This window comes from Streptomyces graminilatus, from assembly GCF_001418565.1.
GTDB classification, from domain to species: Bacteria; Actinomycetota; Actinomycetes; order Streptomycetales; family Streptomycetaceae; genus Streptomyces; species Streptomyces graminilatus.
Genome location: NZ_LIQQ01000254.1, coordinates 17083 through 41520 on the forward strand (window position 1 = coordinate 17083; position 24438 = coordinate 41520).

18 protein-coding genes are annotated in these 24438 nt (G+C 72.2%); 9 read left to right on the forward strand and 9 right to left on the reverse strand.

Annotation, left to right across the window (positions count from 1 at the left end; genetic code table 11):
• Nucleotides 1-236: 236 nt before the first annotated feature.
• Nucleotides 237-4037, forward strand: coding sequence for a multifunctional oxoglutarate decarboxylase/oxoglutarate dehydrogenase thiamine pyrophosphate-binding subunit/dihydrolipoyllysine-residue succinyltransferase subunit (locus AOK08_RS21580; RefSeq protein ID WP_055528611.1), 3801 nt, complete (start codon nt 237-239; stop codon nt 4035-4037).
• Nucleotides 4038-4528: 491 nt separating this feature from the next.
• On the opposite strand, the gene AOK08_RS21585 is transcribed toward AOK08_RS21580, so the two are convergent.
• Both AOK08_RS21585 and AOK08_RS21590 read right to left on the reverse strand, forming a co-directional pair.
• Nucleotides 4529-5290: an SDR family NAD(P)-dependent oxidoreductase gene (locus tag AOK08_RS21585; protein WP_055528620.1), complete on the reverse strand. Its 762-nt coding sequence runs from the start codon at nt 5288-5290 to the stop codon at nt 4529-4531.
• Nucleotides 5291-5313: 23 nt separating this feature from the next.
• Entirely contained in the window at nt 5314-6960 is a 1647-nt protein-coding gene (locus AOK08_RS21590; RefSeq protein WP_198539333.1) for an FAD-dependent monooxygenase, read from the reverse strand.
• A gap of 235 nt (nt 6961-7195) precedes the next feature.
• Between AOK08_RS21590 and AOK08_RS21595 the strand changes: the two genes are divergently transcribed.
• Entirely contained in the window at nt 7196-8680 is a 1485-nt protein-coding gene (locus AOK08_RS21595; RefSeq protein ID WP_055528626.1) for a DHA2 family efflux MFS transporter permease subunit, read from the forward strand.
• 834 nt (nt 8681-9514) lie between these two features.
• Here AOK08_RS21595 and AOK08_RS21600 read toward each other — a convergent pair.
• Nucleotides 9515-9970 (reverse strand): nuclear transport factor 2 family protein, encoded by a 456-nt coding sequence (locus tag AOK08_RS21600; protein WP_055528629.1) that lies wholly within the window; start codon nt 9968-9970, stop codon nt 9515-9517.
• Between the two features lie 233 nt (nt 9971-10203).
• Between AOK08_RS21600 and AOK08_RS21605 the strand changes: the two genes are divergently transcribed.
• From AOK08_RS21605 to AOK08_RS21630, 6 genes are all read left to right on the forward strand, one after another.
• Complete coding sequence (locus AOK08_RS21605; protein ID WP_055528635.1) at nt 10204-10992, forward strand: SDR family NAD(P)-dependent oxidoreductase; 789 nt, start codon at nt 10204-10206, stop codon at nt 10990-10992.
• A 53-nt stretch (nt 10993-11045) separates the two neighbouring features.
• The gene (locus tag AOK08_RS21610) at nt 11046-12026 is read left to right on the forward strand and encodes an aromatase/cyclase (protein WP_055528637.1); all 981 of its coding nucleotides are present in this window, start codon (nt 11046-11048) and stop codon (nt 12024-12026) included.
• The gene (locus tag AOK08_RS21615; protein WP_063794107.1) at nt 12019-13944 is read left to right on the forward strand and encodes an AMP-binding protein; all 1926 of its coding nucleotides are present in this window, start codon (nt 12019-12021) and stop codon (nt 13942-13944) included. Before AOK08_RS21610 ends, AOK08_RS21615 begins: the two co-directional genes overlap by 8 nt.
• Nucleotides 13945-13948: 4 nt before the next feature.
• Nucleotides 13949-14737: an SDR family NAD(P)-dependent oxidoreductase gene (locus AOK08_RS21620; protein ID WP_241827043.1), complete on the forward strand. Its 789-nt coding sequence runs from the start codon at nt 13949-13951 to the stop codon at nt 14735-14737.
• Between the two features lie 84 nt (nt 14738-14821).
• The gene (locus tag AOK08_RS21625) at nt 14822-16033 is read left to right on the forward strand and encodes an FAD-dependent monooxygenase (protein WP_055528642.1); all 1212 of its coding nucleotides are present in this window, start codon (nt 14822-14824) and stop codon (nt 16031-16033) included.
• A gap of 58 nt (nt 16034-16091) precedes the next feature.
• Entirely contained in the window at nt 16092-16862 is a 771-nt protein-coding gene (locus AOK08_RS21630; protein ID WP_055528649.1) for a cyclase family protein, read from the forward strand.
• 98 nt (nt 16863-16960) lie between these two features.
• Here the strand turns inward: AOK08_RS21630 and AOK08_RS21635 are convergent, their stop codons facing one another.
• The 6 genes from AOK08_RS21635 to AOK08_RS21660 all read right to left on the reverse strand — a co-directional run bounded on the left by AOK08_RS21635 (nt 16961) and on the right by AOK08_RS21660 (nt 23036).
• Nucleotides 16961-17410 carry a nuclear transport factor 2 family protein gene (locus AOK08_RS21635; RefSeq protein WP_055528654.1) on the reverse strand — a complete coding sequence of 150 codons (450 nt, stop codon included), beginning with the start codon at nt 17408-17410 and terminating at the stop codon, nt 16961-16963.
• 13 nt (nt 17411-17423) lie between these two features.
• On the reverse strand, nt 17424-18962 hold the full coding sequence (locus tag AOK08_RS21640; RefSeq protein ID WP_277816036.1) for an FAD-dependent oxidoreductase: 1539 nt from the start codon (nt 18960-18962) through the stop codon (nt 17424-17426).
• Nucleotides 18959-19990 carry a methyltransferase gene (locus AOK08_RS21645; RefSeq protein WP_055528658.1) on the reverse strand — a complete coding sequence of 344 codons (1032 nt, stop codon included), beginning with the start codon at nt 19988-19990 and terminating at the stop codon, nt 18959-18961. Before AOK08_RS21645 ends, AOK08_RS21640 begins: the two co-directional genes overlap by 4 nt.
• 62 nt (nt 19991-20052) lie before the next feature.
• Nucleotides 20053-20805, reverse strand: a complete 753-nt coding sequence (locus tag AOK08_RS21650) for an SDR family NAD(P)-dependent oxidoreductase (RefSeq protein WP_055528660.1) — start codon at nt 20803-20805, stop codon at nt 20053-20055.
• An 84-nt stretch (nt 20806-20889) separates the two neighbouring features.
• Nucleotides 20890-21969, reverse strand: a complete 1080-nt coding sequence (locus tag AOK08_RS21655) for a methyltransferase (protein WP_157876745.1) — start codon at nt 21967-21969, stop codon at nt 20890-20892.
• A gap of 56 nt (nt 21970-22025) precedes the next feature.
• The gene (locus tag AOK08_RS21660; RefSeq protein WP_055528664.1) at nt 22026-23036 is read right to left on the reverse strand and encodes an acyltransferase domain-containing protein; all 1011 of its coding nucleotides are present in this window, start codon (nt 23034-23036) and stop codon (nt 22026-22028) included.
• Between the two features lie 261 nt (nt 23037-23297).
• Here AOK08_RS21660 and AOK08_RS21665 point away from each other — a divergent pair, with 261 nt between their 5' ends.
• Complete coding sequence (locus AOK08_RS21665) at nt 23298-24353, forward strand: ketoacyl-ACP synthase III family protein (protein ID WP_055528666.1); 1056 nt, start codon at nt 23298-23300, stop codon at nt 24351-24353.
• The last annotated feature ends 85 nt before the right edge of the window (nt 24354-24438 follow it).

Sequence of the window (24438 nt, forward strand, 5' to 3'; positions counted from 1 at the left end):
GCGATCGGTGATCGGCCCGCCCGTTCGGCGTGCCCGGCCGACAACTTGGGCTTCCCTCACGTGTCCCTTTCGGACCGGAACCACGCTTGTTTCCCGCCATTTCACCCCCCGAAACCCGATTCTCGATGTGACTTACGCGACGATGAACGGACCCGGACTGACCTTTCGGCCACGGGGGCGTAGCCTTAATTCCCGCTGTCCATCACCTTGTGAAGCGGAAGAGGGCGGTTGCCGCCGTGTCGCCACAGTCCCCCAGTAACTCATCGAGCATCTCGACCGACGAACCCGCAGGTAACCCTGCGGCAGCGTTCGGACCCAACGAGTGGCTCGTCGACGAGATCTATCAGCAGTACCTCCAGGACCCGAATTCCGTAGACCGTGCCTGGTGGGACTTCTTCGCCGACTACAAGCCCGGGGCGCCCGACGCCTCTGCGGCTCCGGCGGGTACTGCGGCCGCGGGGGCCGCAGAGACCACCACGACCGCCCCGGCGGCTCCGGCCGCGCCCGCGGCTCCCGTGACCCCGGCCGTCCCGGCCCCGGCCGTCCCGGCCCCGGCCGCGCCGGCCGCGGCCCCTGTCGCCGCGGCCCCCCGGCCCGCGGCGGTCCCGGCCGACGTACCGGTCAAGCCGAAGGCCGCTCCCGCGGCCCAGGCCGACGGCGTCGCCGTTGACGGTCCTGAGTTCGTGACGCTGCGCGGCCCGTCCGCGGCCGTGGCGAAGAACATGAACGCCTCGATCGAGGTGCCCACGGCCACGTCCGTGCGCGCGGTCCCGGTGAAGCTGCTCTTCGACAACCGCATCGTCATCAACAACCACCTGAAGCGTGCCCGGGGCGGGAAGATCTCCTTCACCCACCTCATCGGGTACGCGATGGTGCAGGCCATCAAGGCCATGCCGTCGATGAACCACTCCTTCGCGGAGAAGGACGGCAAGCCGACCCTCGTCAAGCCGGCGCACGTCAACTTCGGCCTGGCCATCGACCTGGTGAAGCCCAACGGCGACCGCCAGCTCGTCGTGGCCGGCATCAAGAAGGCCGAGACGCTGAACTTCTTCGAGTTCTGGCAGGCCTACGAGGACATCGTCCGCCGCGCCCGCGAGGGCAAGCTGACGATGGACGACTTCACCGGTGTCACGGTCTCCCTGACCAACCCCGGCGGCCTCGGCACCGTCCACTCGGTCCCGCGTCTGATGCCCGGTCAGTCGGTCATCATGGGCGTCGGTTCCATGGACTACCCGGCGGAGTTCCAGGGCACGTCCCAGGACACCCTGAACAAGCTCGGCATCTCCAAGGTCATGACGCTCACGTCGACCTACGACCACCGGGTCATCCAGGGCGCCGCCTCCGGCGAGTTCCTGCGTGTCGTCGCCAACTACCTGCTCGGCGAGGGCGGGTTCTACGACGAGATCTTCGAGGCGCTGCGCATCCCCTACGAGCCGGTCCGCTGGCTCAAGGACATCGACGCCTCGCACGACGACGACGTCACCAAGCCCGCGCGCGTCTTCGAGCTGATCCACTCCTACCGGGTCCGCGGCCACGTCATGGCCGACACCGACCCGCTGGAGTACCGCCAGCGCAAGCACCCCGACCTGGACATCACCGAGCACGGGCTCACCCTCTGGGACCTGGAGCGCGAGTTCGCCGTCGGCGGCTTCTCCGGCAAGTCCCTGATGAAGCTGCGTGACATCCTCGGCGTGCTCCGCGACTCGTACTGCCGCACCACCGGCGTCGAGTTCATGCACATCCAGGACCCGAAGCAGCGCAAGTGGATCCAGGACCGCATCGAGCGCCCGCACTCCAAGCTGGAGCGCGAGGAGCAACTGCGCATCCTGCGCCGCCTGAACGCGGCGGAGGCCTTCGAGACGTTCCTCCAGACCAAGTACGTCGGCCAGCGCCGCTTCTCGCTGGAGGGCGGCGAGTCCGTCATCCCGCTGCTGGACGCGGTCCTCGACGCCGCCGCCGAGTCCCGGCTCGACGAGGTCGTCATCGGCATGGCCCACCGCGGCCGGCTGAACGTCCTGGCGAACATCGTCGGCAAGTCGTACGCGCAGATCTTCCGCGAGTTCGAGGGCAACCTCGACCCGAAGTCGATGCACGGCTCCGGCGACGTCAAGTACCACCTCGGCGCCGACGGTGTCTTCACCGGCCTGGACGGCGAGCAGATCAACGTCTCGCTGGCCGCCAACCCGTCCCACCTGGAGACGGTCGACCCGGTCATCGAGGGCATCGCCCGCGCCAAGCAGGACATCATCAACAAGGGCGGCACGGACTTCACGGTCCTGCCCGTCGCCCTGCACGGTGACGCGGCCTTCGCGGGCCAGGGCGTGGTGGCCGAGACCCTCAACATGTCGCAGCTGCGCGGATACCGCACCGGCGGCACGGTCCACATCGTCATCAACAACCAGGTCGGCTTCACGGCGGCGCCCGAGTCCTCGCGTTCCTCGATGTACGCGACCGACGTGGCCCGCATGATCGAGGCGCCGATCTTCCATGTGAACGGCGACGACCCCGAGGCCGTCGTCCGCGTCGCTCGCCTGGCCTTCGAGTTCCGCCAGGCGTTCAACAAGGACGTCGTCATCGACCTCATCTGCTACCGCCGCCGCGGTCACAACGAGACCGACAACCCGGCGTTCACGCAGCCCCTGATGTACGACCTGATCGACAAGAAGCGCTCGGTGCGCAAGCTGTACACCGAGTCGCTGATCGGCCGGGGCGACATCACCCTCGAAGAGGCCGAGCAGGCCCTCCAGGACTTCCAGGGCCAGCTGGAGAAGGTCTTCACGGAGGTCCGCGAGGCCATCTCCACCCCGGGCGAGGCCCTCGCGGGCGAGCCGCAGGCCGAGTTCCCGGCGGCCGTGCAGACCGCGGTCTCCCAGGAGGTCGTCAAGCGCATCGCCGAGTCCCAGGTCAATATCCCCGACCACGTCACCGTCCACCCGCGTCTGCTCCCGCAGTTGCAGCGCCGGACGGCGATGATCGAGGACGACACGATCGACTGGGGCATGGGCGAGACGCTCGCGATCGGCTCCCTGCTCCTTGAGGGCATCCCGGTGCGCCTCTCGGGCCAGGACTCCCGGCGCGGCACCTTCGGCCAGCGGCACGCGGTCCTCATCGACCGGGTCACGGGCGGCGACTACACCCCGCTCCAGTACCTGTCGGACGACCAGGCCCGCCTCAACGTCTACGACTCGCTGCTCTCCGAGTACGCGGTCATGGGCTTCGAGTACGGCTACTCGCTGGCCCGCCCCGACGCGCTCGTCATGTGGGAGGCGCAGTTCGGTGACTTCGTCAACGGCGCGCAGACGGTCGTGGACGAGTACATCTCGGCCGCCGAGCAGAAGTGGGGCCAGACGTCCGGCGTCACGCTCCTGCTTCCGCACGGCCACGAGGGCCAGGGCCCGGACCACTCGTCCGCGCGCATCGAACGGTTCCTCCAGCTCTGCGCCCAGAACAACATGACGGTCGCTCAGCCGACGCTCCCGTCGAACTACTTCCACCTCCTGCGGTGGCAGGTGCACAACCCGCACCACAAGCCGCTGGTGGTCTTCACCCCGAAGTCGATGCTGCGCCTCAAGGCGGCGGCCTCGAAGACGGAGGAGTTCACGTCGGGCGCCTTCCGCCCGGTCATCGGCGACGAGTCCGCGGCCCCGGCCGACGTCCGCAAGGTCGTCTTCTGTGCCGGCAAGCTGTACTACGACCTTGAGGCCGAGCGGACCAAGCGCGGCATCACGGACACGGCGATCATCCGTATCGAGCGCCTGTACCCGCTGCCGGGCAAGGAGCTCCAGGCGGAGATCGCCAAGTACCCGAACGCCGAGAAGTACTTGTGGGCGCAGGAGGAGCCGGCGAACCAGGGCGCGTGGCCCTTCATCGCCCTCAACCTGATCGACCACCTGGACCTCGCGGTCGGCGCGGACATCCCGCACGGCGAGCGCCTCCGCCGTATCTCCCGCCCGGCGGGCTCGTCCCCGGCGGTCGGCTCGGCGAAGCGCCACCAGGCGGAGCAGGAGCAGTTGGTGCGTGAGGTGTTCGAGGCGTGAGCCTCTGACCCCGCTCATGGGAGGGGCCCGGCCCCGAGTCACCAGGACTCGGGGCCGGGCCCTTCCCGTTGCGCGTACGGGGCCGGGGCGGCCGGCGGGCTCCTGCCGGGGGACGTCGGCGGGCGGTGTGCCGGCATGGCGGGCCGCCGGCATGGCGGGCGCCACGTTCGGTCCGGGGCGATCCGGGCCGGGCGGGGCTCGGCCCGGCGGTCCCGTCCGATCGATCCAGACCGGGCGATCCGGGCCGGTGCTGACGGGCGCTCGGCAGCCGTCCCTCACCGCGCAGGCTGCGGCCAGGGCCCCTGGCTGTCTCCGCCGGGGCGTCCGCGCGCGATGAGCCGACCCGGCGGGCCGGTACGACGGGCGTCGTATTCCGGTGCGGCCGTGCCGATCGGGTCGTTCCGGGCCAGTCGATCGGGTCCGAGCGGTCCGATCCGGGCGGTCCGGGCGGTCCAGGCGATCCGGGCGATCCGGTCCGGTGCCGGCGGCGCTCAGCGGCCGCCCGTCACCGCGAGGTCCTGGCCCGTGATGTTGCCGTTGGCGCCGGAGCCCAGGTAGAGGATGGCGGAGGCGACGTCGGCGGGGGTGGTGAGGCGGCCGGTCGGAGTGGCCGCCTCCTCCTCGGTGCGGCGGGCGGCGGGCACCATCGCGGCGGCCCTCGGGGTCAGCGTCAGGCCCGGGCTGACGACGTTGACCAGGACCCCGGAACCGCTCAGGTCCCACACCAGGCTGCTGACCAGGCCGCCCAGGCCGCTCTTGACGGTGCCGTAGAACTCCCGGCCGGGCTTGCCGAGCCGGGCCACCGCCGAGGACACCAGGACGATCCGGCCCCAGCCGGTGCGCCGCATCGACGGCAGCACCAGTTGGACGGTGCGCAGCGTGTCCAGGGTGTTGTCGGTGACGAAGCCGGTCCACTGCTCCGGGGCCAGCTCCTCGAAGCGGATGCCGGGCGCGCGCAGACCGCCCGCCATCATGGCCCCGGCGACCAGGACGTCCACACCGCCCCAGCGTTCCCCGACCTCGGCCACGGCCGCCTCGGCCGAGCCGTCCTCGCCGATGCGGTACCGCACCGCCATCGCTTCGTCGTTCTTCGCGCCGAGTTCCTCGGCGAGTGTCTCGGCGCCCGCCGCGTCCTGGGCGTAGCCGAGGGCGACCCGGGCCCCCTGGGCGGAGAACGCGCGGGCCACCGCGCTGCCGATACCGCCGGTCGCGCCCGTCACGAGGACGGTGCGTCCGTCGAGTGCGAAGTCCATTGCGTACTCCCGTTCTCGGTGAATCACGGCCAGCTGATGCCTTGTGGGCCGGGCGGCCCTCCGGGTGCGCCCGCTGTCGCGGCGGCGAGGGCCTCGGTCAGGGTGCCGGTGTCCCGGCCACGGGCCGCCACATAGCCGTCGGGGCGGGCCAGCAGCCAGTCGCCGGGGGCCCGCAGGGACAGCCGCTCGGTGAGCGGGCCGCTGTCGTGCAGGGCGTGGGGGGCGTCGGTGCCGGGCGGGACCACGGTCCGTACCGACAGCCAGTCCGCGTGGGCGTCCGTCAGGCGGAGCAGGCGCTCCGGGTGCGGATCGGCAGGCCCGGTGGCACGGGCCAGCAGCGTCCAGCGCGGGTCGCGCAGCTCCTCCAGCAGGGCGGCGAAGCCGGGCTCGGCCTCCTCCGCCGCGACGAGCTGCGACAGCCGTACGCCGGGTACCGGGCCGTCGGCTTGCTCCTCACCAGCGCCCCGGGTCAGAGGGCTGTCGGCATAGCTCAGGTCGAGGGCGGACATCGCGCGCATGATCTTGCGGGAGATCTTCGCCCGCAGCGGCGGCAGCGTGGAGACGACCTTGAACATCACCGGCAGGATCAGTGCGGCGACCGGGCTCTTGAGCTGGATGAGCTGGGTGGCCCGGTTGGTGGAGCCGAGCAGCCGCGCGCCGACCGGGACGCGTTCGGCGCCGTAGGTGTCCAGCAGCTCCTGGCCCGCGTGCCCGTGGATCACGGAGGCGAGCTTCCAGGCCAGGTTGTAGGCGTCCTGGATGCCGGTGTTCATGCCCTGCCCGGAGGCGGGGCTGTGGACGTGCGCGGCGTCGCCGGCCACGAAGCAGCGGCCCGAGCGCATCCGGGTGATCATGCGCTGCTGGATCGTGAAGACCGACACCCAGGTGGGCGTCCGTACGGTCACGGGCCGGCCCACCGCCTGCGACAGCTTGCGCGCGAACCGCTCACCGATCTGCTGCGCGTCGCCGTCGTACGTCGCGTCGGCGGTGTCCAGCAGCCGCCACTTGCCGGGCTCCGGGAACGGTACGGCCATCAGGGCGCCGTCCCGGTTGCGCAGCCAGTGCAGGCTGGTGTCGTCGAGCCCGGCGTCGAGGTGCGCGTCGGCGATCAGCCAGGTCTCGCTGGAGTCGCCGACCAGGTTCAGCCCCAGTTGCTTGCGTACGACGCTGTGTCCGCCGTCGCAGCCCACCAGCCAGTCGGTGCGGACCGTCTCCACCCGGTCGCCGGAGTGGCGCAGTCGTACGGTGACGCCGCCCGCGTCCTGTTCGAGCGATTCCAGCCTTACGCCCCATTCGACCTTTCCGCCGAAGGCGGCCACCGCGTCCCGCAAAACCTTTTCGGTAATCGCCTGGTCGACCATGACGGTCATGGGGAACCGGGTGGGCAGCTCGGAATAGTCGGCCTTGAGCGCGGCAAGCTTGCGGCCACTTTGATGCAGTGTGAACTTCTGTATCCGGCGGCCCTGCGGGAGCAGCTCGGGGAGTATTCCCATCTGGTCGTAGATTTCCAGCGTCCGGGCATGTGTGGCGAGCGCCCGGCTCGTGTCGGCCGGGCCCTGGGCCGCGTCCACGATCCGTACCTCGATGCCGCGTCGGACCAGTTCATGGGCCATGGTGAGCCCACTGGGCCCCGCTCCCACGATCAGGGCCCGCAACGAATTTCCGGACACTCTCGCCTCCCCGCTTTACCGGTCCACCGGTTCGTGCGTTGCCGACTCCGACCCTGGCCGAATCGCCTCAAGGATGGCTCGAATGTGCGTGGAGAGATCCACAGGGCGCCAAAAAGCGGTAAAGGGATCACCAATGGCGGGCTATCACGGGGGATTTCGGCGATATGCATCTCCGTGGACGTCTCTCCCTACGTCCATCCCCCCTACGTCCGTCCCTCTCGGAGGAATCCCCCCTGTGGCCACGAACCCACCCCAGGACACCACGGCCTCACCCCGGCCGGAGAGCGCCGACCAGGCAGTGCCGGAGCGAATACCGCGGCCGGTGCTCGTACTGGCCGGGGTGACGACCCTCGGCGTGGTGATGTCCACGCTCGACACCAGCATCGTGTCGGTCGGTGTCGACGCGATGGGACACGATCTCGACGCCTCGGTCGGGCTGATCCAGTGGGTGGCCACCGGGTACCTGCTGGCGTTCTCGATGGTGATCCCGCTGACCGGCTGGGCAGTGCAGCGGTTCGGCGTCCGGCGCAGTTGGCTGACCGCGCTGAGCGCGTTCACCGTGTGCTCGCTGCTGTGCGGGCTGGCCTGGTCGGCGGAGTCGCTGATCGCGTTCCGCGCGCTCCAGGGCCTGGGCGGCGGCATGCTCCTTCCCCTCTCCCAGACGGCACTCGCGCGAGCGGCCGGGCCGAAGCTGATGGGGCGGGTCATGGGCCTCGCGGCCATCCCGGGCATGCTGTCGCCGGTGTTCGGCCCGATGGTCGGCGGAGTGATCGTCGACCATTTCTCATGGCCGTGGCTGTTCTACGTCAACCTGCCGATCGGTGTGATCGCGCTGGTGCTCGCCGCCCGGGTGATGCCGGCCGGGGAGGAGGTGCGGGCGGTGCCGCTGGACGTGCTGTCGGTACTGCTGCTGTCGCCCGGGCTTGCCCTGCTGATCCTCGGCTTCTCCGAGGCCGGGGGCGAGCGGGGCTTCGGGGCGCCGCTCGCGGTGTCGGCGCTGCTGGCCGGGGCGGTGATGCTGGCCGCGTTCACCGCGCACTCGCTGCGGCGCGGTGAACGGGCGCTGGTGGACATCCGGCTGTTCCGGATACGGAGCTTCGCGGCGTCGGCCGCGGCCTCGCTACTCCTCGGCGCGTCGCTGTTCGGCGCGCTGATCCTCTTCCCCATGTACCACCAGTTGGTGCGCGGCCAGGACGCCTTCCACGCGGGTCTGCTGCTGGCGCCGCAGGGGCTGGGGGCGGCGGCGGTCGCCCAGTACGCCGGCAAGCTGACGGACCGGCTGGGCCCCGGCCGGGTCGTCCCGGCGGGCCTCGCGCTGGCCCTGCTGGGCACCCTCCCGTACGCCCTCGCCGACGGCGACACACCCGAAGGACTGCTGGCGCTGTCCCTCCTGGTACGGGGCATCGGGCTGGGCGCCACCTTCATGCCGACGCTGGTCGCCGCGTACCAGGGCCTCGACAAGGCGTCGGTGCCGCATGCGACGAGCGTGGTCAACATCGCCCAGCGGGTGGGCGGTTCGATGGGCACGGCACTGCTGACCCTGGTCCTGACCCACGCCTACGAGGACCGGGCGGGTGCGGGTACGCCCCTCCGCTCGGGCTCACCGGCGGACCTGGCCCCCGCCTTCACGAACGTCTTCTGGTGGACCCTCGGCTTCAGCGCCCTGGCCCTGGCCCCGGCGCTGCTTCTGCCCCGTCGGACGACGGGGGGCCTGCACTAGCCTGGCCGGCGGCTCGGCGGGGAACGGCGGGCCCGTGTGAGGGGGCACCCCCGCGACCGACGGCTGGACCGGGGTCCAACGCCTCCGGCTCCGCCATGGCTCCGGCCCCGCCACAGCTCCGGCGCCCGCTCGGCCGCCGTCCCGGATCCTGGGTCTCGCGGCTCGCGGTTCGCGGTTCGCGTCTCGGGCTCGCGTCTCGGGCTCGCGGTTCGCGTCTCGGGCTCCGGCTCCGGCTCCGGCTCCGGCTCCGGCTCCGGCTCCGGCTCCGGCTCCGGCATGGTCCGCCTGACAGGGGCTGGGCACCCCGCGCGGAACCGCCTCTCGCCAGAGTGCGCATCCCAGAACCACAACGGCCTGCGAGGGCCCGCCTCGGAAAGCGGGTTCTCGCAGGCCTTGTTCGTCCCGGACCTCCGTCCCGTTGTATCCGACTCCCGCTCCCGCTCCCGCTGCGGCTGCGGCTGCGGCTGCGGCTGCGGCTGCGGCTGCGGCATGGGCCGCCGGGCAAGGCCTGGGCGCCCGCGCGGTACCAGCCCCCGCAGAGGGCCGCCTCGGCAAGCCGGTTCCCACAGGACCCGGCCCTGGTGTGGTCGCCGGCGAGGGACCGCGCGCCCCGAGCAGTACCGCCTCCCCCGGAGTGCGCCGCGACACCCCAACGGCCCGCGACGCCCCCGCACCGCCGGAATGCGGGGCCCATAGGCCCTGTTCGTCCCGGGTCTCAGTCCTGCGGCTCCGGCCACGCGGTGCCGCCTGCCACGGTGTGCGCGCCGCAGCACCACGACGGCCCGCGTGGGACCGCCTCGGGAGGTGGGTCCTGCGGGCCGTCGTCGGGTCGGGTCAGCGGAGGTCGTCGCGGATGACCTGGCGGGTGCTGATCAGCCAGTCGCCGTTCGGGGCCGGGACCAGGACGTCCTCGCAGGTCGTGCTGAGGTGTACCTGGGACTGGCCGCCGCGCGGGGTGTTGATGATCAGGGCGTAGCTGCGGACGAGGACCGAGCCGTCCTCGCGGTCGGTGTCGGTGACGTCCAGCATGCCGAGCCAGTGGCGGACCTGGAGGCCCTCCTCCGCGTGCTGGGCCTTGGCCTTGGCCGCCGCCGCGCGGATGTTCTCGCGGCCCCGGGTCGGCTCCGGGTGCGCGTTCGCCGCGAAGACGCCGTCCTCGGTGAAGGTCTCCGCCCAGGCGTCGGCCTGCCCGGAGTCGAGCAGGTGCATCTGGCGGGCGTAGAAGTGCTGGATCCCGGCGTACCGGCCGGTGTCGGTCCCGGCTGCCGCGACGGGGCTGGTGAACGGCACGGTTCCTCCTCGTTCGCCGGGTGGTCCCGGCTCTGGTCCGGCGCGACGGACGGTCGCGCGGTCTGCCGCGCCGAGACTGCTGCTCCAGCCTCGAACTCCGCTCGAAGGCTGCTCGTGGGGCCCCGCCTCCGGCGCATCTCGACCCCGTTTCGAGGCGGGTTCGAGGGTCCGTCCCCAGGGTTCTCCGTAGGCCGCGGGGCAACTGGTCACGCGGCGGACTGGGAGGTGGAGCGATGCCCGACAGCGACAGCCGGCAGGTTGTCCTCGTCACCGGTGCGACCAGCGGGATCGGTCGAGCGGTGGCCGAGCAACTGGGCCGCGCCGGCGCACAGTTGTTCCTGTGTGCGCGGACGGCCGACGACGTCGAGTCGGTGGTGAAGGAACTGCGCGCCGAGGGCGTCGACGCCGACGGCGCCGCCTGCGACGTCCGGTCGTCCGAGGACGTCGAGGCCTGCGTACGCGCGGCCGTGCAACGGTACGGCCGGATCGACGTCCTGGTGAACAACGCGGGCCGCAACGGCGGCGGCGTCACCGCGGAGCTGACCGACGAGCTCTGGGAGGACGTGATCGACACCAACCTCAACAGCGTGTTCCGGATGACCCGTCAGGTCCTGAAGGACGGCGGGATGCTCGCCGCCGGCCACGGCCGGATCATCAACATCGCCTCCACGGGTGGCAAGCAGGGCGTCGTCATGGCCGCCCCGTACTCCGCCTCCAAGCACGGCGTCGTCGGCTTCACCAAGGCGCTGGGCCTGGAGCTGGCGAAGACCGGTGTCACCGTCAACGCGGTGTGCCCCGGCTATGTGGAGACCCCCATGGCCGAGCGGGTCCGGCAGGGCTACGCGGCGGCCTGGGAGACCACGACGGACGACGTCCAGAAGCGCTTCGAGGCGAAGATCCCGCTCGGCCGCTACACCACCCCGGACGAAGTGGCGTCGATGGTGGCCTATCTGGCGACCCCGACGGCCGCCGCGATCACCGCGCAGGCGATCAACGTCTGCGGCGGACTGGGCAACTACTGAGACTCGACTGAGACTCGACTGAGACTCGGCAACTACTGAGAAGGAGACCTGGGATGGAGCTCTCCGAGCTCGCGACGGGCGCCCCGCCCGCCGCCGTACGCCACACCGAGCACCGTATCGAGGTCGCCGCCGAGCCGGACGCGGTGTACGGGATCGTCGCCGACGTCACCCGCTGGCCCCAGGTGTTCGGGCCGACCGTGCACGCCGAGCGGACCTGGTCCGAGGGCGGCGCCGAGCTGATCGCCCTGTGGGCCACGGCCAACGGCGAGGTGAAGGCCTGGACCTCGCGCCGCGAACTGGACCCGGTGGCCCGGCGGGTGTCGTTCCGTCAGGAGAAGTCGCAGTCGCCGGTGGCCTCCATGGGCGGCGAGTGGATCATCGAGCCGCTGCCCGGCGGCGGCAGCAGCGTGCTGCTCACCCACGACTACGTGCCCGTCGACGACGTACCCGACGCCGACGAGTGGATCGCCAAGGCGGTGGACCGCAACAGCGGGGCCGAGCTGGGCGCGCTGAAAGCCGCGGCCGAGGGCGGCGCCGAGGCACTCGCCCTTGAACTGGAGTTCGAGGACTCCGTGGAGATCGACGGCGATCTGTCCGCCGTGTACTCGTTCCTGTACGAGGCGGGCCGGTGGGAGGAGCGGCTGCCGCACGTGGTCTCCGTGAACCTCCGCGAGGACGTGCCGGGGCTCCAGCACCTGGAGATGGACACCCGGGCCAAGGACGGCAGCACCCACACCACCGCCTCGGTACGGGTCTGCGTCACCGACGAGCGGATCCTCTACAAGCAGTTGGTGCTGCCCGGTCTGCTCAGCCTGCACACGGGCTGCTGGACGCTGCGCCGGACCGAGGACGGCAAGGTGTGGGCCGCCTCACGGCACACCATCCGTATCAAGCCCGAGGCCGTGGTCCCGGTGCTGGGCGAGGGCAAGTCGGTCGCGGACGCACAGGAGTTCGTACGCGGGGCGCTCGGCGCGAACAGCCTGGCGACGCTCCGGCACGCCAAGGCGTACGCGGAGGCCGGGCTCGATGACTGAGCGCTCCCCCAATCACCCGGAGGGTCCCGCCGACGGTCTCCTCGCGGCCAGCGCCGCCCGGCATCCCGACCGGGTCGCGCTCGTCGCCGGGGACCGCTCGCTGTCGTACGCGGAGCTGGACGCGGCGGTGACCGGCTGTGCGGCGGCCCTGCTGCGGTGCACCGAGCGGCCGGGCACCGTGGTGGCGATCACCTCGCTGCTCTCCCCCGACTTCGTCGTCGGCTACTACGGGACGCTGCGCAGCGGCAATGTGGCGGCGCCGCTCAACCCGTACCTCCGTGAGGAGCAACTCGCGCATGTGCTGGGCGAGTCCGGTACGGAGGTGGCCCTCGTCGACGCCGTCGGCGCCGGGCGGATCGCGGCCGTCCGGGAGCGGCTGCCACTGCTGCGCCGGATCGTCGTCCTGGGTCCACCGGCTCCGGATGCGGCACCGGACGTCGTAACCCTTGACGAGCTGCTCACCGACGCCGAGGCGGCCCAGGAGCCCGTCGCCCCGCGCTCGGCCGGTCCGGACGACCTGGCCTGTCTGCACTTCACCAGCGGCACCACCGGCGCCCCGAAAACGGTCATGCTCAGTCACCGCAATGTGCTGGTCAACGCCGTCCAGGTGGCCGACGCGCAGGCGGTGGACGGTTCCTCGGTGGCCCTGAACCACCTGCCGACCTTCCACCCCATGCACATGAACTCGGCGATCGCGGCGGGCGCGACCCAGGTGCTGTGCACGGCCCCGGACCCGGCGGAGTCGGTGCGGCTGGCCAACGTCCACCGGGCCACGCACTACTACAGCCTGCCGATGCGGCTGTCGGCGCTCGCCGCGTCCGAGCAGCTCAGCGGACTGCGCTTCGAGACCGTGAAGGTGATCGCCTCCGGCGGCTCGGCGCTCTCCCCCGCGCACGCCCGCAAGCTGTCGGAGCACTTCGGGCTGCCGGTCGTGCAGGGCTACGGGCTCGCGGAGACCTCCCCGCTGACCCACTTCGACGACCCGTCGGACTGGCGCCCCGGCTCGGTGGGCCGGCCCGTGGCCGGTACCGAGGCCCGCGTGGTCGACGTGGCCGACGGCGCGGTGCTCGGGGCCGGTGAGCTGGGCGAGGTGCAGTTGCGCGGCCCGCAGGTGATGCTCGGCTACCGGGGCGAGTCCGTGCCGTCCTGCGTGGACGCCGACGGCTGGCTGGCCACCAGTGACATCGGCCAGATCGACGCCACCGGGCGGCTGGTGCTGGTCGACCGGCTCAAGGACGTCTTCAAACGCGACAACTGGATCGTCTCGCCCACGGCCGTGGAACGCGTCCTGGAACGCCACCCGGCCGTACGGGACTGTCTGGTCGTCGACTACCCAGATCCGCTGAACGGCGCGGTCGCCACCGCGTTCGTCGTCCTCGCCGAGGGCGCCGCCGACGATGCCGCATCCATCGCGGCCATCGCCGCCGACGTCAACGCGGGCATGCCGTACTACCAGGCCGTCGAGCACATCGAGGTCGTGGAGTCCATCCCGCGCTCGCCCAACGGCAAGGCTCCCCGCAAGGAACTGCGGGCCCGTATGGAGCGCCGACTGCGCGCCCTTCCCCACCACCGTCCCGGCGCTCAGCCGGGTCTTCGTACCGACCTCGGAGGCATGACCATGATCACGCACATCACCAAGTTCACCGTCAAGGGCGACGACTGTGCCGAGTTCGAGCGCCTGTTCAAGGGCCACGCGGAGTTCATGGCGGCCCAGCCCGGCTTCGTCGACTACCGCATGGAGCGCTCGACCTCCAACCCGAAGGTGTACGTCAACGTGGGCCGCTGGAAGGACGCGGAGGCGCACAAGGCGGTCGTCAGCAGCGACGACTTCCGTACGCACGTGATGGCGATGATCCCGCTGGTCGAGGTCGAGGCCGACCTGTACGTGCCGGTGTCCTCCGCCGGCGCGGAGAGCTGATCCCGTGAACGCCCGCGTTCCGTCCGGCACCGCCCCGATGCCGGGCCTGGGGGACCGGGTCGCCCTGGTGACCGGGGCGACCCGGGGCCTGGGCCTGGCCATCGCGCGGAAGCTGTGCGCCTCGGGCTGCCGGGTGGTGCTCAACCACCGGGGGCCCGAGGCGGACGCCGAACCGGTCCTGCGCTCGCTGGAGGGCCTGCCCGGCACCGTCGAGGCGGTCCGGGCGGACGTGGGCCGGCCCGCCGAGATGGCCGCCGCGCTGCGCACGGTGGCCGAGCGGCACGGGCGGCTGGACGTGCTGGTGCACAACGCGGCCTCCTGGCACCCGATGCCCGCCGTCGGGGTGCGCCCGGAGCTGCTGCGCGCCGGCCTGTCCGTCGCGCTGACCCCGCTGCTGTCCGCCGCTCCCCTGTTGCCCGAACTGATGCCGGACGGCGGCCGGGTGGTCGCGGTGTCCAGCTCCGGCGCCCGCTCGGTCGTACCGGGCGGTTATGTCGGCGCCGGTGTCGCCAAGGCGGCGCTGGAGAGCCTGGTGCGCTATCTGGCCGCCGAAATGGCCGGTCGCGGCATCGCGGTCAACGCCGTCTCCACCGCCAAGATCGACAAGGGGGCGGAGACCGCCAACGTCGCCAACCCGGAGCTGCTCAGGATCCTCGCCTCGCGCACGCCCGCCGGTCGCCTCACCGTGCCGGAGGACGTCGCGGACGCGGTGGCGCTGCTGTGCGCCGACGAGGCGGCCTGGATCCACGGCCAGACCCTGGTGGTGGACGGTGGCTTCTCCCTGCTGGCCTGAGAGGCCCGACCGCTCGGGCCGGAGAGGACTGTTCACCATGCTCATGACCGGAGCCGTGCCGGTGACCGGAGAGGAGCGTTCGCCATGCCGGTGAGCACGACGGACGTCGCGGTGGTGGGCGGCGGCCCGGCGGGGCTCGCCCTGTCGCTGCTGCTGCTGCGGTCGGGGATCCGTGTGACGCTGCTGGAGAAGTCCCGTTCCACGCAGCGGGAGTACCGCGGTGAGATCCTCCAGCCGGGCGGTCAGGCCGTGCTGGACGAGCTGGGGGTGCTGGACGCGGCGCGGGAGCGCGGCGCGTTCGCGCACGACGGCTTCCAGCTCGTCGAGGGCGACCGGGTCCTGCTGGACGCCGACTACCGGCGGCTGCCGGCCCCGTACAACTGTCTGCTGAGCCTGCCGCAGGCCCATCTGCTGGACGAACTCCTCGCCGCCTGCGGCACGTTCGACGGCTTCACCCATCTGCCGGGGGCCCGCGTGGGCTCGCTGGTCCGCGAGGGCGGGCAGGTGTGCGGGGTCGTGGCCGGTGAGCACGAGGTGCACGCGCGCGTGGTCGTCGGGGCCGACGGACGCAACTCCAAGGTCCGTCTGCTGGCCGGGATCGACCCGGTCCGTGACGAGGCCTTCGACCAGGACGTGCTGTGGTTCAAACTGCCGGCGCCCGAGGAGGGCCGGAACGTCGTACGGGTGCGCCGGGGCTCCGGGGCACCCGTACTGGTGTACCGCACCTGGCCGGACAGCGTGCAGATCGGCTGGACCCTGCCGCACGGCGGCTACAAGCGGCTCGCCGAACACGGGGTGGCATACGTCAGGGAGCAGATCGCGTGTGCGGTGCCCGAGTACGCGGACGCCGTGCACGAGCGGATCCGCTCGCTCGGTGATCTGTCACTGCTGGACGTCTTCTCCGGGCAGGCCGAGCGCTGGGCCGCCGACGGGCTGGTCCTGCTGGGCGACAGCGCCCACACGCACGGCCCGATCGGCGCCCAGGGCATCAACCTCGCCCTCCAGGACGCCGTGGTCCTCCATCCGGTGCTGGTCGGGGCGGTGCGCGCCAAGGACACCGGCGTGGGCGCGCTGTCCCGGTTCGAGGAGGAGCGGCGGCCCGCCGTCACGGCCGTGCTCAAGCTCCAGGCGATGCAGGGGCGGGCGATGCTCTCCCGCAACCGGGTCGCCGACACCGTCCGCCCGGCACTGGCCCGGGTGGTCTCGCGCACCCCGCTGTACCGCCGGGTCCTCCACAAGCTGGCCCACGGCCCGGGCACCGTACGGATCCGGACGGACCTGTTCACGCACCCGTAGCCCAACATCCGTAACCCGATATCCGTAACCCGACATTCGTAGCCCGAGAGGGACTTTGATGCGCCTGATCGACCTGTCGTCTCCCGTCGACGCCGAGTTCTGGGAACCGGACCCCGTCACCCACGAGGTGCTGTCCGCCGCCGAGGGTGCCCGGCACATGGCGTCGGAGATGAAGGAGCACTTCGGCCTGGACTTCCCCCTGGACACGCTGCCCGGCGGGGAGTTCCTGACCATGGACACCCTGACCCTGACCACCCACACGGGCACCCATGTCGACGCCCCGTCGCACTACGGCACCGCGTCCTACGGCCGGGCCCGGCACATCGACGAGATGCCGCTGGACTGGTTCTGCCGGCCGGGGATCGTGGTGGACGTGCGGGACGCCGGCACCGGCACGATCGGCGCCGACCGGCTGAAGGAGGAGTTCGGCAGGCTGGGCCGTACGCCGGATCCGCTGGACATCGTCCTGCTGCACACCGGGGCGTCGGCGTACGTGGGCACGCCCCGCTACTTCACCGAGTTCGCGGGGCTGGACGGCCCCGCGGTGCACTATCTGCTGGACCTCGGGGTCCGGGTCATCGGCACGGACGCCTTCAGCCTGGACGCGCCGTTCACCTACGTCATCGACCAGTACCGCAGGACGCAGGACCCCGCTGTGCTGTGGCCTGCCCACTTCGCCGGCCGTGACCGCGAGTACTGCCAGATCGAACGCCTCGCCAACCTGGACGCCCTGCCGTCCCCGTACGGCTTCCAGGTCACCTGCTTCCCGGTGAAGGTGGCCCGCGCGGGCGCCGGCTGGACCCGGGCGGTGGCGACGCTCGACGACTGATCCGACGTACGACCGTCTTTGAACAGCGGACACACCAGAGGGGGCCGGCGAGAGCCGGCCCCCTTCAGTGCGCCCGGATGCCCGGATCCGGGTCGGGGTCAGGGCATGGCGTCGTGGTGGACCCGGCGTACCCGGATCTGCCAGTCGCCGTCGACCCGTACCAGCAGGTCCTCGCACCGGGTGGAGCGGTCGATGAGCGGGGCGCCGCCACGGGACACGGCCATGAGGAGGGCGTAGCTGGTGGCGCGGACGGTGCCGTCGGCCTCGGGCTCGACGGTGAGCATGCCCATCCAGTGCCGGTGCTGGACACCCCGGCGTTCCAGCTCGGCCTGAGCTCGGTGGATCACCGCGACGATGGCCTCGCGGCCGTGCGCGGGGTGCGGGTTGGCGTTGTTGGAGATGGTCGCGTCGACGGTGAAGGTGTCGCCCCACTCCTCCACCCGGCCCTCGTCGATGAGCCGCATGTGCCGGGCGTAGAAGTCCTGGACGTCGGCGTAGAGGGCGGCGATCGCGTCACCGCTCGTTTCAGGGGTGATGGTCGTGGTCATGATGTCGGTGTCCTCAGCTCGGGGTGGGGGCCGGGGCGGTGGTGCCGGCCGCGAACCAGGTGTTCAGGGCGCGGCCCAGGCCTGCGTGGTCGCGGCCGTCGGAGGCGGCCCAGGCGACGTAGCCGTCGGGCCGGACCAGCGCCACCGCGAGGTCGCCGGTCTTGGCCAGGTCGTCGGGCCGGGCGGCGACATGGCGCACACGGTCGGCGCAGGACGCGGTGAACGGGGCGAGGGATCCGCCGTCGGTGAGGTCGAGGAGCAGTCCGTGCCCGGACTGGAGCAGCCGGGCCACGGTGGTCGGCCCGTCCTCGGTGTGCACCCGCAGCGGCGGCATGCGCCGTCCCGACAGCGGGTGTCTGGCCTCCTCGGGGCCGTCGTCGTCCAGGGGGTAGCGGATGTCCAGGCCGGTGATCATCTCGGCGATGTACGTGTTGACCTGGTCGAGGTCCATCAGCTCGCTGAACATGTCGCGCAGCGGGGTGATGTCGTCGGAGGGGTGCATCAGGGCGAGCTGGGCGCGTGTGTTCATGCAGACCCGGTGGGCCACCGGGTGGCGTTCGCCGTGATAGGTGTCCAGCAGTCCGTCCGGGGCCCAGCCGCGCACGGTGGCGGCGAGTTTCCAGCCCAGGTTGAGGGCGTCCTGGACACCGGTGTTGAGGCCCTGGCCACCGGCCGGGAAGTGGACGTGCGCCGCGTCCCCGGCGAGCAGCACCCGGCCGCGCCGGTACACCTCGGCCTGGCGGGTGGCGTTGCCGAAGCGGGACAGCCAGCGGGGTTCGGCGACGTCCAGGTCCAGGCCCGACACCCGCTTCGCCGTGTCGCGCAGCTCGTCGAGCGTCATCGGTACGTCCCGCGCCACCGGCTCGGTGTCGAACTCGACGGCGACGACGCGGAAGCACTCCTCGTCGAGCGGGATCAGCCCGAACAGCCCGCCGGGCAGCCTGCGCAGCTCGCGCGAGTCCGGCCGGTCGCCCAGGATCCGTACGTCGCCCAGGACGGCGTTGATGGTGGAGGCGGTCCCGGGAAAGTCGACACCGGCGAGCTTGCGGACCAGGCTGCCGCCGCCGTCGCAGCCGACGAGGTAGGCGGCGGTGAGGGTGTACGTGCCGTCCGGTCCGGCGATCTCGGCGGTGACGGTGTCGTCGTCCTGGGTGAGGCCGGTCAGGGCGTGGCCGCGCCGGATGTCGACGCCGAGTTCGGCCGCCCGTTCCTCCAGGAGTTCCTCGGTGCGTGACTGCGGGACCATCAGGGCGTAGGTGTGGTCGCCGTCCAGCTTGGTGAGGTCGACCTTGCGCAGGCCGGCGAAGTGGCCCTTGGGCCATACCGGCGCCTGCTGCTCCACCTTGTCCAGCAGCCCGCGCTGCTCGAACACCTCGACGGTACGGGCGTGCAGGCCGAGGGCGCGGGACTGGCCGCTGGGCTCGGGGAGGCGTTCCAGGACGACGGTCCGCACCCCGGCCAGCGCCAGCTCGCAGGCGGCCATCAGCCCGACGGGGCCACCGCCGACGACGATCACTTCGGCGGCCGTACCGGCCGAATGGCTGCCGCTCACGGCTTGACCCCCACGAGGACGTAGTCGCTGCCGATGGTGCGAATGCGCCGCCCGCTCTCCACCCGGAACCCGGCCTTCTCCATCCAGGTACGGCAGTCCTGTACGAGATACTCCGAACCGCCGGTCACCAGGGCCACGTTGAGGCTGCCGAGGATGGACGCGAGGTCGGGTTCGGCGTCGTCGAGCATCTGGTCGTAGACGACGACCGCGCCGCCGGGCGCGAGTGCCTGGTAGGCCCGCTCCAGCAGGAACTGGCGCTGCTCGGGCTCCCAGTCGTGCAGCACATGGCCGAAGACCAGCACGTCGGCGGCGGGCAGCGGGACGGTGAAGAAGTCGCCGGAGTGGAACGAGATCCGGTCCGCGAGGCCGAGTTCGGCCATGTGCTCGTCGAAGAACGGCTCCACGGCGGGCAGTTCGAAGACGCCGCCGGTCAACTGCGGGTGCGCGGTGGCGAGGGCGGCGGCGATGTGCCCGCGGGCCCCGCCGACGTCCACGAAGGAGCGGTAGCGGCTCCAGGGCACGGCCGCGGCCAGCTCCGGGCCGACGAGGGCGTGCGCGGAGTCCATGTGGGCGAGGAAGCGGCGGGCCGCCTCCGGGTTCTGGTACAGCCGCTCGAACGCGCCCGGCCCGGCGGCCTGTTCGGCCTTGGGCTGACCGTCGCGCAGCGCCTCGGTGAGCCGGCCCCACATCGCGTAGTGCCGGGCGGAGGCGGCCCGCGCGGAGTTGCCCAGGTAGTACGGGTTGTCGGGCACCAGGCAGGCCGCGGCGCGGGGCGCGTTGACGTACCCGTCACCGGTACGCCGTACGAGGTCGAGCGCGGCCAAGGCTCGCAGGAAGTCCCCCAGCAGCCGGGGATTCAGCCCCAGCCGCTCGGCGATCACGGTCTCGTCCGCCGCCCCCTCGGCCAGCAGCTCGAACAGCCCGGTCTCGACGGCACTGTGCAGAATCTTCGACTGGGCGTACGCGGTGTTGAGCCGCCCCAGCTCGATCACGTCGGCGTAGGGAACGCTGTCGGTCGTCGTCGTCATCGTGTCTCGTCTCCTTGAGGACTTGGCGTGATCGGGTGTTGGAGAGGGGGTGGTGGTCCGGTTCAACGGCCCAGGCTGGAGCCGCCGTTGACGGAGATGATCTGGCCGGTGAGGTAGGCCGTGTCGGGGCCTGCCAGGAAGGCCACGGCACGGGCGATGTCGTCGGGGGTGCCGGCCCGGCCGTGGGGGACGCGGGCCACCATCCGGTCCCACATCTCGGGCGGGATGGACTCGGAGGCCTCGGTGCGCACCAGGCCCGCCGACAGCACGTTCACCGAGATGCCGTCGGCGGCGGCCTCCCGCGCCACGAACATGGCGTACGCGTTGAGCGCGGCCTTGGCCGTGCTGTGGGCGGCCATTCCCGGCGCGGCCGGGCCCCGGTAGGCGTCGCTGGACAGGTAGACGATCCGCCCGCCGTGGCGGGCCAGTTCGGGCAGGGCGGCCCGGGTGGGGTGGAAGGCCGCCGCCAGCTCGTCGTGGACCTTGCCGGCGAACGCCTCCCAGTCGACGGTGGACACCGTCCCCTGGCCGAGGCCGACGTTGGCGTTGCACACCAGGACGTCCAGCCCGCCGAACTCCGTGACGGCACGGGTGATCAGCCCACGGGCGTCCTCGGCGCGGGTGATGTCGGCGGCGTGGGCGACGGCGGTACCACCGGCCGCCTCGATCTCCTTCACCACGGCCGCAGCGGCCAGTGGGCTGTCGCGGTGGTTCACCACCACCCGGTGGCCCCGGGCGGCCAGTTCACGGGCGATGGCGGCGCCGATGCCACGGCTTGCTCCGGTGACGACGGCGGTCGGTTCGGTTGCGGTCATGTCGAACAGTTCCCTGTGTCCTTCGGTGGGGGGATGTCGTGCCCCGGCGCGCTGGCCCCGGGGCGAGTGGTGAGGGTCAGAGGCTCAGCGGCGGTGCGCGGCGAGCAGTTGGAAGCCCTGGGGCAGCTCCACGGGCGCGTCCGGGGTGAGGCCGGCGTCTGCCAGCAGGGTGCGCAGCTCGGCCGTGGTGCGGCTGCGTCCGCCGCTGGTGACGAGCATCATCAGCAGGTCGACGGCCGCCGCGACCGGTGTGGGCGCGCCCTGCGACTGGGGACGTTCGACGACCAGCAGCGTGGCGCCGACGGGCATGGCACGGGCGCAGTTGGCGAGCAGCCGGGCGGCCTTGTCGTCGTCCCAGTTGACGAGGACCCGGGAGAGGACGTAGACGTCCGCGCCCCCGGGAACCTGCTCGAACATGTCCCCTACGACCACCTCGCAGCGGTCGCCGACACCCTTGGCCTCGAGATACGCGGGGGCGGCGGCGGCCGGGGCCGCCAGTTCGTGGAGGACGCCGCCGAGTCGCGGGTGGGCGAGCAGGAGTTCGGCGAGGAGTTCGCCGTTGCCCCCGCCGATGTCGACGACCCGCCGGGCGTCGGCGAGGCGGTCGAGGCGAGAGATCGGGTCGAAGAGCAGTCGGCCGGTGTTCATGGCCGCGTCGAAGCGCTGCCCGGCCTCGGGGTTGGTCGCGGTGTAGGCGTACAGGTTCTGGCCGTACACCTTGTCGAAGGCGGGTTCACCGGTGTGCACGGTGTGCAGCAGCTCGCCCCAGGCCGCGTAGAACTCCTGTCCGGCCAGCAGGACGTAGTCGCTCACGGAGCCGGGCGTACCGGCGCGCAGGACATCGCCGTAAGGGGTGAGCCGGTAGCCCTCGGCGTCGCCCGCGCAGATCTCCAGGGCGACGAGGTAGTCCATCAGCCGGCGCAGCGCGGCGGGGTCGGCGCCGGTGTCCACGGCCAGCCGGGCACTGTCGACGGACCCCGAGGCGGCGAGCCGTTCGGGGATACCGAGGACGACGGCGGCGTGGACGGCGCGGGCGGCCCAGGAGCCGACGACCAGCTCCATCATCCGCTGGGCCGGCGGTGGGACGGATCCCGCGCTGGGCGCGGGCGCGGGTGCGTCGGGTCGGGAGGAGTGCTGCACGGTCGGTCTGTCCTGTTCTGTCACGTGGTGATGGGGGGTCGGTGAGTGGTCGTTCCGGGGGTGGTGGAGTGTCCGGAGAGTCAGGAGAGTCCGGGGAGTCCGGGGAGGGGCCGGCCCTCGGCGCGGATGAGCTCGGCGGCGCGCTCGAGCTGACGCCGGTCCTCCTCCGGGCCCTTCGCCGTCGCGGGCAGCAGAGCCACGGCGGCGGACTCGCCGGTGCGGACCCGGCGGTGGCGGCGGGCCAGCCCGGAGAGCAGTTGGCCGGGGCCGGTCTCGACCAGGAGCAGCGGGCCGGTGGCGAGCAGGTCGTCGAGGGCGGGCCAGAAGAGCACCGGGTCGGCCGGGTGGGCGGCCCAGAACGCGGGGTCGGTGGCGGTCGCGTCGGTGAGCCGTGCGGCGGTGTACGCCGACCAGAGGGCGGTCCGGGGTGCCTGGAGGCGCACCCCGGCGTAGGCCTCCGTACCGCAGGCGGAGCGCACGGCCGGGCTGTGGAAGGCGGTGGTCGCCCGGACCTCACGGCAGGTGAGCCCGGCCGCGCGCAACTTGTCGGTCACGTCGGCGAGTTGTGGGGCGGGACCGGCCAGCATGGTCTGGCGGGGCGCGTTGACGGCGCCGACGACGACCTCGCCGTACAGATACGGCTCCAGTTCGGCGACGGAGGCGGCGACGGCGAGCATCCCGCCGGGCGGCAGCGCGGCGAGCCGCCGGGCGCGGTCCCACATCAGGCCCATGGCGTCCGCGGGCGTGAACACCCCGGCGAACGCACCGGCGGCCAGTTCGCCGGCGCTGTGGCCGAGCAGGGCCACGGGGGAGGCGCCCCAGCGGCGGACCATCTCGGCGAGCGCGTAGTCGATCGCGAACAGCAGCGGCTGCGAGCGGGTCACATGGTCGGGGTCGACGCCGGGTCGCGGGGCGAGCCAGTCGTCGCGCAGTCTGCGCCCGTCCGCGCCGAGCGCGGCGAAGAGGGCGTCGACGGACTCGGTGAAGCCCGGTTCCCAGTCGTGCAGCCCGGCCGCCATCCGGATGTACTGCGAGCCCTGGCCGGGCAGCAGAAACGCCACCGGCCGACCGGCTCCGGTCTCGCGTGTCACGTGTGTCCCTCCGTGTGGGGCCGCTGATGCCACAGATGCCGCTGATCGGTCCGCAGACCACCGCCGACCGGGCCTGTCCGTCGTCCGTTCCAGGCTCGTCACGCGCCCTCGAATCACCCTCGAACCGGAGTGGAGTACGGCGGGGAGCGCGCATGACGGGGGCGTACGCCGAAGGGAGCCGGTCCGGCGTTCGAGCGGGCTTCCAGGCACGGTCGAGGCACGGTCGACCCCCGTTCGAGGGCGGCCGGTGACAGTGACGGCATGACGTTCGACGATCTGTACATCGCCGGGTGCGCCGCCTCCCTCCCTCCCGAGGTGACGGCCGGGGAGGCGGTGGCCCGGGGCGAGTGCTCCGCCGCCGAGGCCACGCGCACCGGCATCACCTCCGTGACCGTCGCGGCCCCCGAGGACTCCGGCCCGGCCCTGGCGGCCAGGGCCGCGACGCGCGCGCTGGAACGGGCCGGGCACCACCCGTCGGACATCGGCCTGGTGCTGCACGCGACGCTGTACGACCAGGGGCACGACCTGTGGTCCTCGGCGGCGTACGTGCAGTCGCTGGCACTGCCCGGGGAGCACGAGCCGTGCCCGGCCCTGGAGGTGCGCCAGGTCTCCAACGGGGGCATGGCGGCGGTGGAGTTGGGCGCGGCCTTTCTACGGGCGGGCACCGCGCGGCCCGCCGTACTGCTGACCGCGGGCGACGTGTTCGGGCCGCCCGGTTTCGACCGGTGGCACAGTGATCCCGGCACCGTGTACGCGGACGGCGGGGCGGCGCTGGTAATCAGCCGCACTGGCGGTTTCGCCAGACTGCGCAGCCTGGTGACGGTGTCCGAGCCCCGGCTGGAGGGGATGCATCGCGGCGATCATCCCTTCGCGCTGCCCGAGGAGGGGCCGCGCCGGGTGGACCTGGACGAGTGCAAGCGCCAGTTCCTGGACCGGGTGGGCCGGCAGTCGGCGATCGCTTGGGTGTCGGGCGGCCAGCGCCGTGCGCTGACCCGGGCACTGGAGGAGGCGGGCGCCGAACTGACGGACATCGACCGCTTCGTACTCCCGCACCTGGGCCGACGCCGCCTGGAGGCCACGTACTTCCGCCCGTTCGGCATCGACCCCGAGCGGACGACCTGGCCATGGAGCCGGGGAATCGGCCACCTCGGCGCCGGCGACCAGTTCGCGGGCCTCACCCACCTCCTGGAAACCAAGCAACTCGCCCCGGGCGACCGGGTTCTCCTGGTAGGCGTCGGCGCGGGCTTCACCTGGTCCGCGGCGGTGGTGGACATCGACGAGGTGCCGTATTGGCCCGAGCCGTCGGCGTTAGGGTGAGGCCGGGGGCCGCACGGGGTGCCGAGGGCTGAAGGCTGAAGGCTGAAGGCTGAAGGCTGAAGGCTGAAGGCTGAAGGCTGAAGGC

Excerpts from the sequence above, each read along its gene's own strand:
- AOK08_RS21585 (WP_055528620.1), bottom strand. The coding sequence starts at position 5,290 with ATGGACTTCGCACTCGACGGACGCACCGTCCTCGTGACGGGCGCGACC.
- AOK08_RS21605 (WP_055528635.1), top strand. The coding sequence starts at position 10,204 with ATGCCCGACAGCGACAGCCGGCAGGTTGTCCTCGTCACCGGTGCGACC.
- AOK08_RS21610 (WP_055528637.1), top strand. The coding sequence starts at position 11,046 with ATGGAGCTCTCCGAGCTCGCGACGGGCGCCCCGCCCGCCGCCGTACGC.
- AOK08_RS21615 (WP_063794107.1), top strand. The coding sequence starts at position 12,019 with ATGACTGAGCGCTCCCCCAATCACCCGGAGGGTCCCGCCGACGGTCTC.
- AOK08_RS21625 (WP_055528642.1), top strand. The coding sequence starts at position 14,822 with ATGCCGGTGAGCACGACGGACGTCGCGGTGGTGGGCGGCGGCCCGGCG.
- AOK08_RS21630 (WP_055528649.1), top strand. The coding sequence starts at position 16,092 with ATGCGCCTGATCGACCTGTCGTCTCCCGTCGACGCCGAGTTCTGGGAA.
- AOK08_RS21635 (WP_055528654.1), bottom strand. The coding sequence starts at position 17,410 with ATGACCACGACCATCACCCCTGAAACGAGCGGTGACGCGATCGCCGCC.
- AOK08_RS21645 (WP_055528658.1), bottom strand. The coding sequence starts at position 19,990 with ATGACGACGACGACCGACAGCGTTCCCTACGCCGACGTGATCGAGCTG.
- AOK08_RS21650 (WP_055528660.1), bottom strand. The coding sequence starts at position 20,805 with ATGACCGCAACCGAACCGACCGCCGTCGTCACCGGAGCAAGCCGTGGC.
- AOK08_RS21665 (WP_055528666.1), top strand. The coding sequence starts at position 23,298 with ATGACGTTCGACGATCTGTACATCGCCGGGTGCGCCGCCTCCCTCCCT.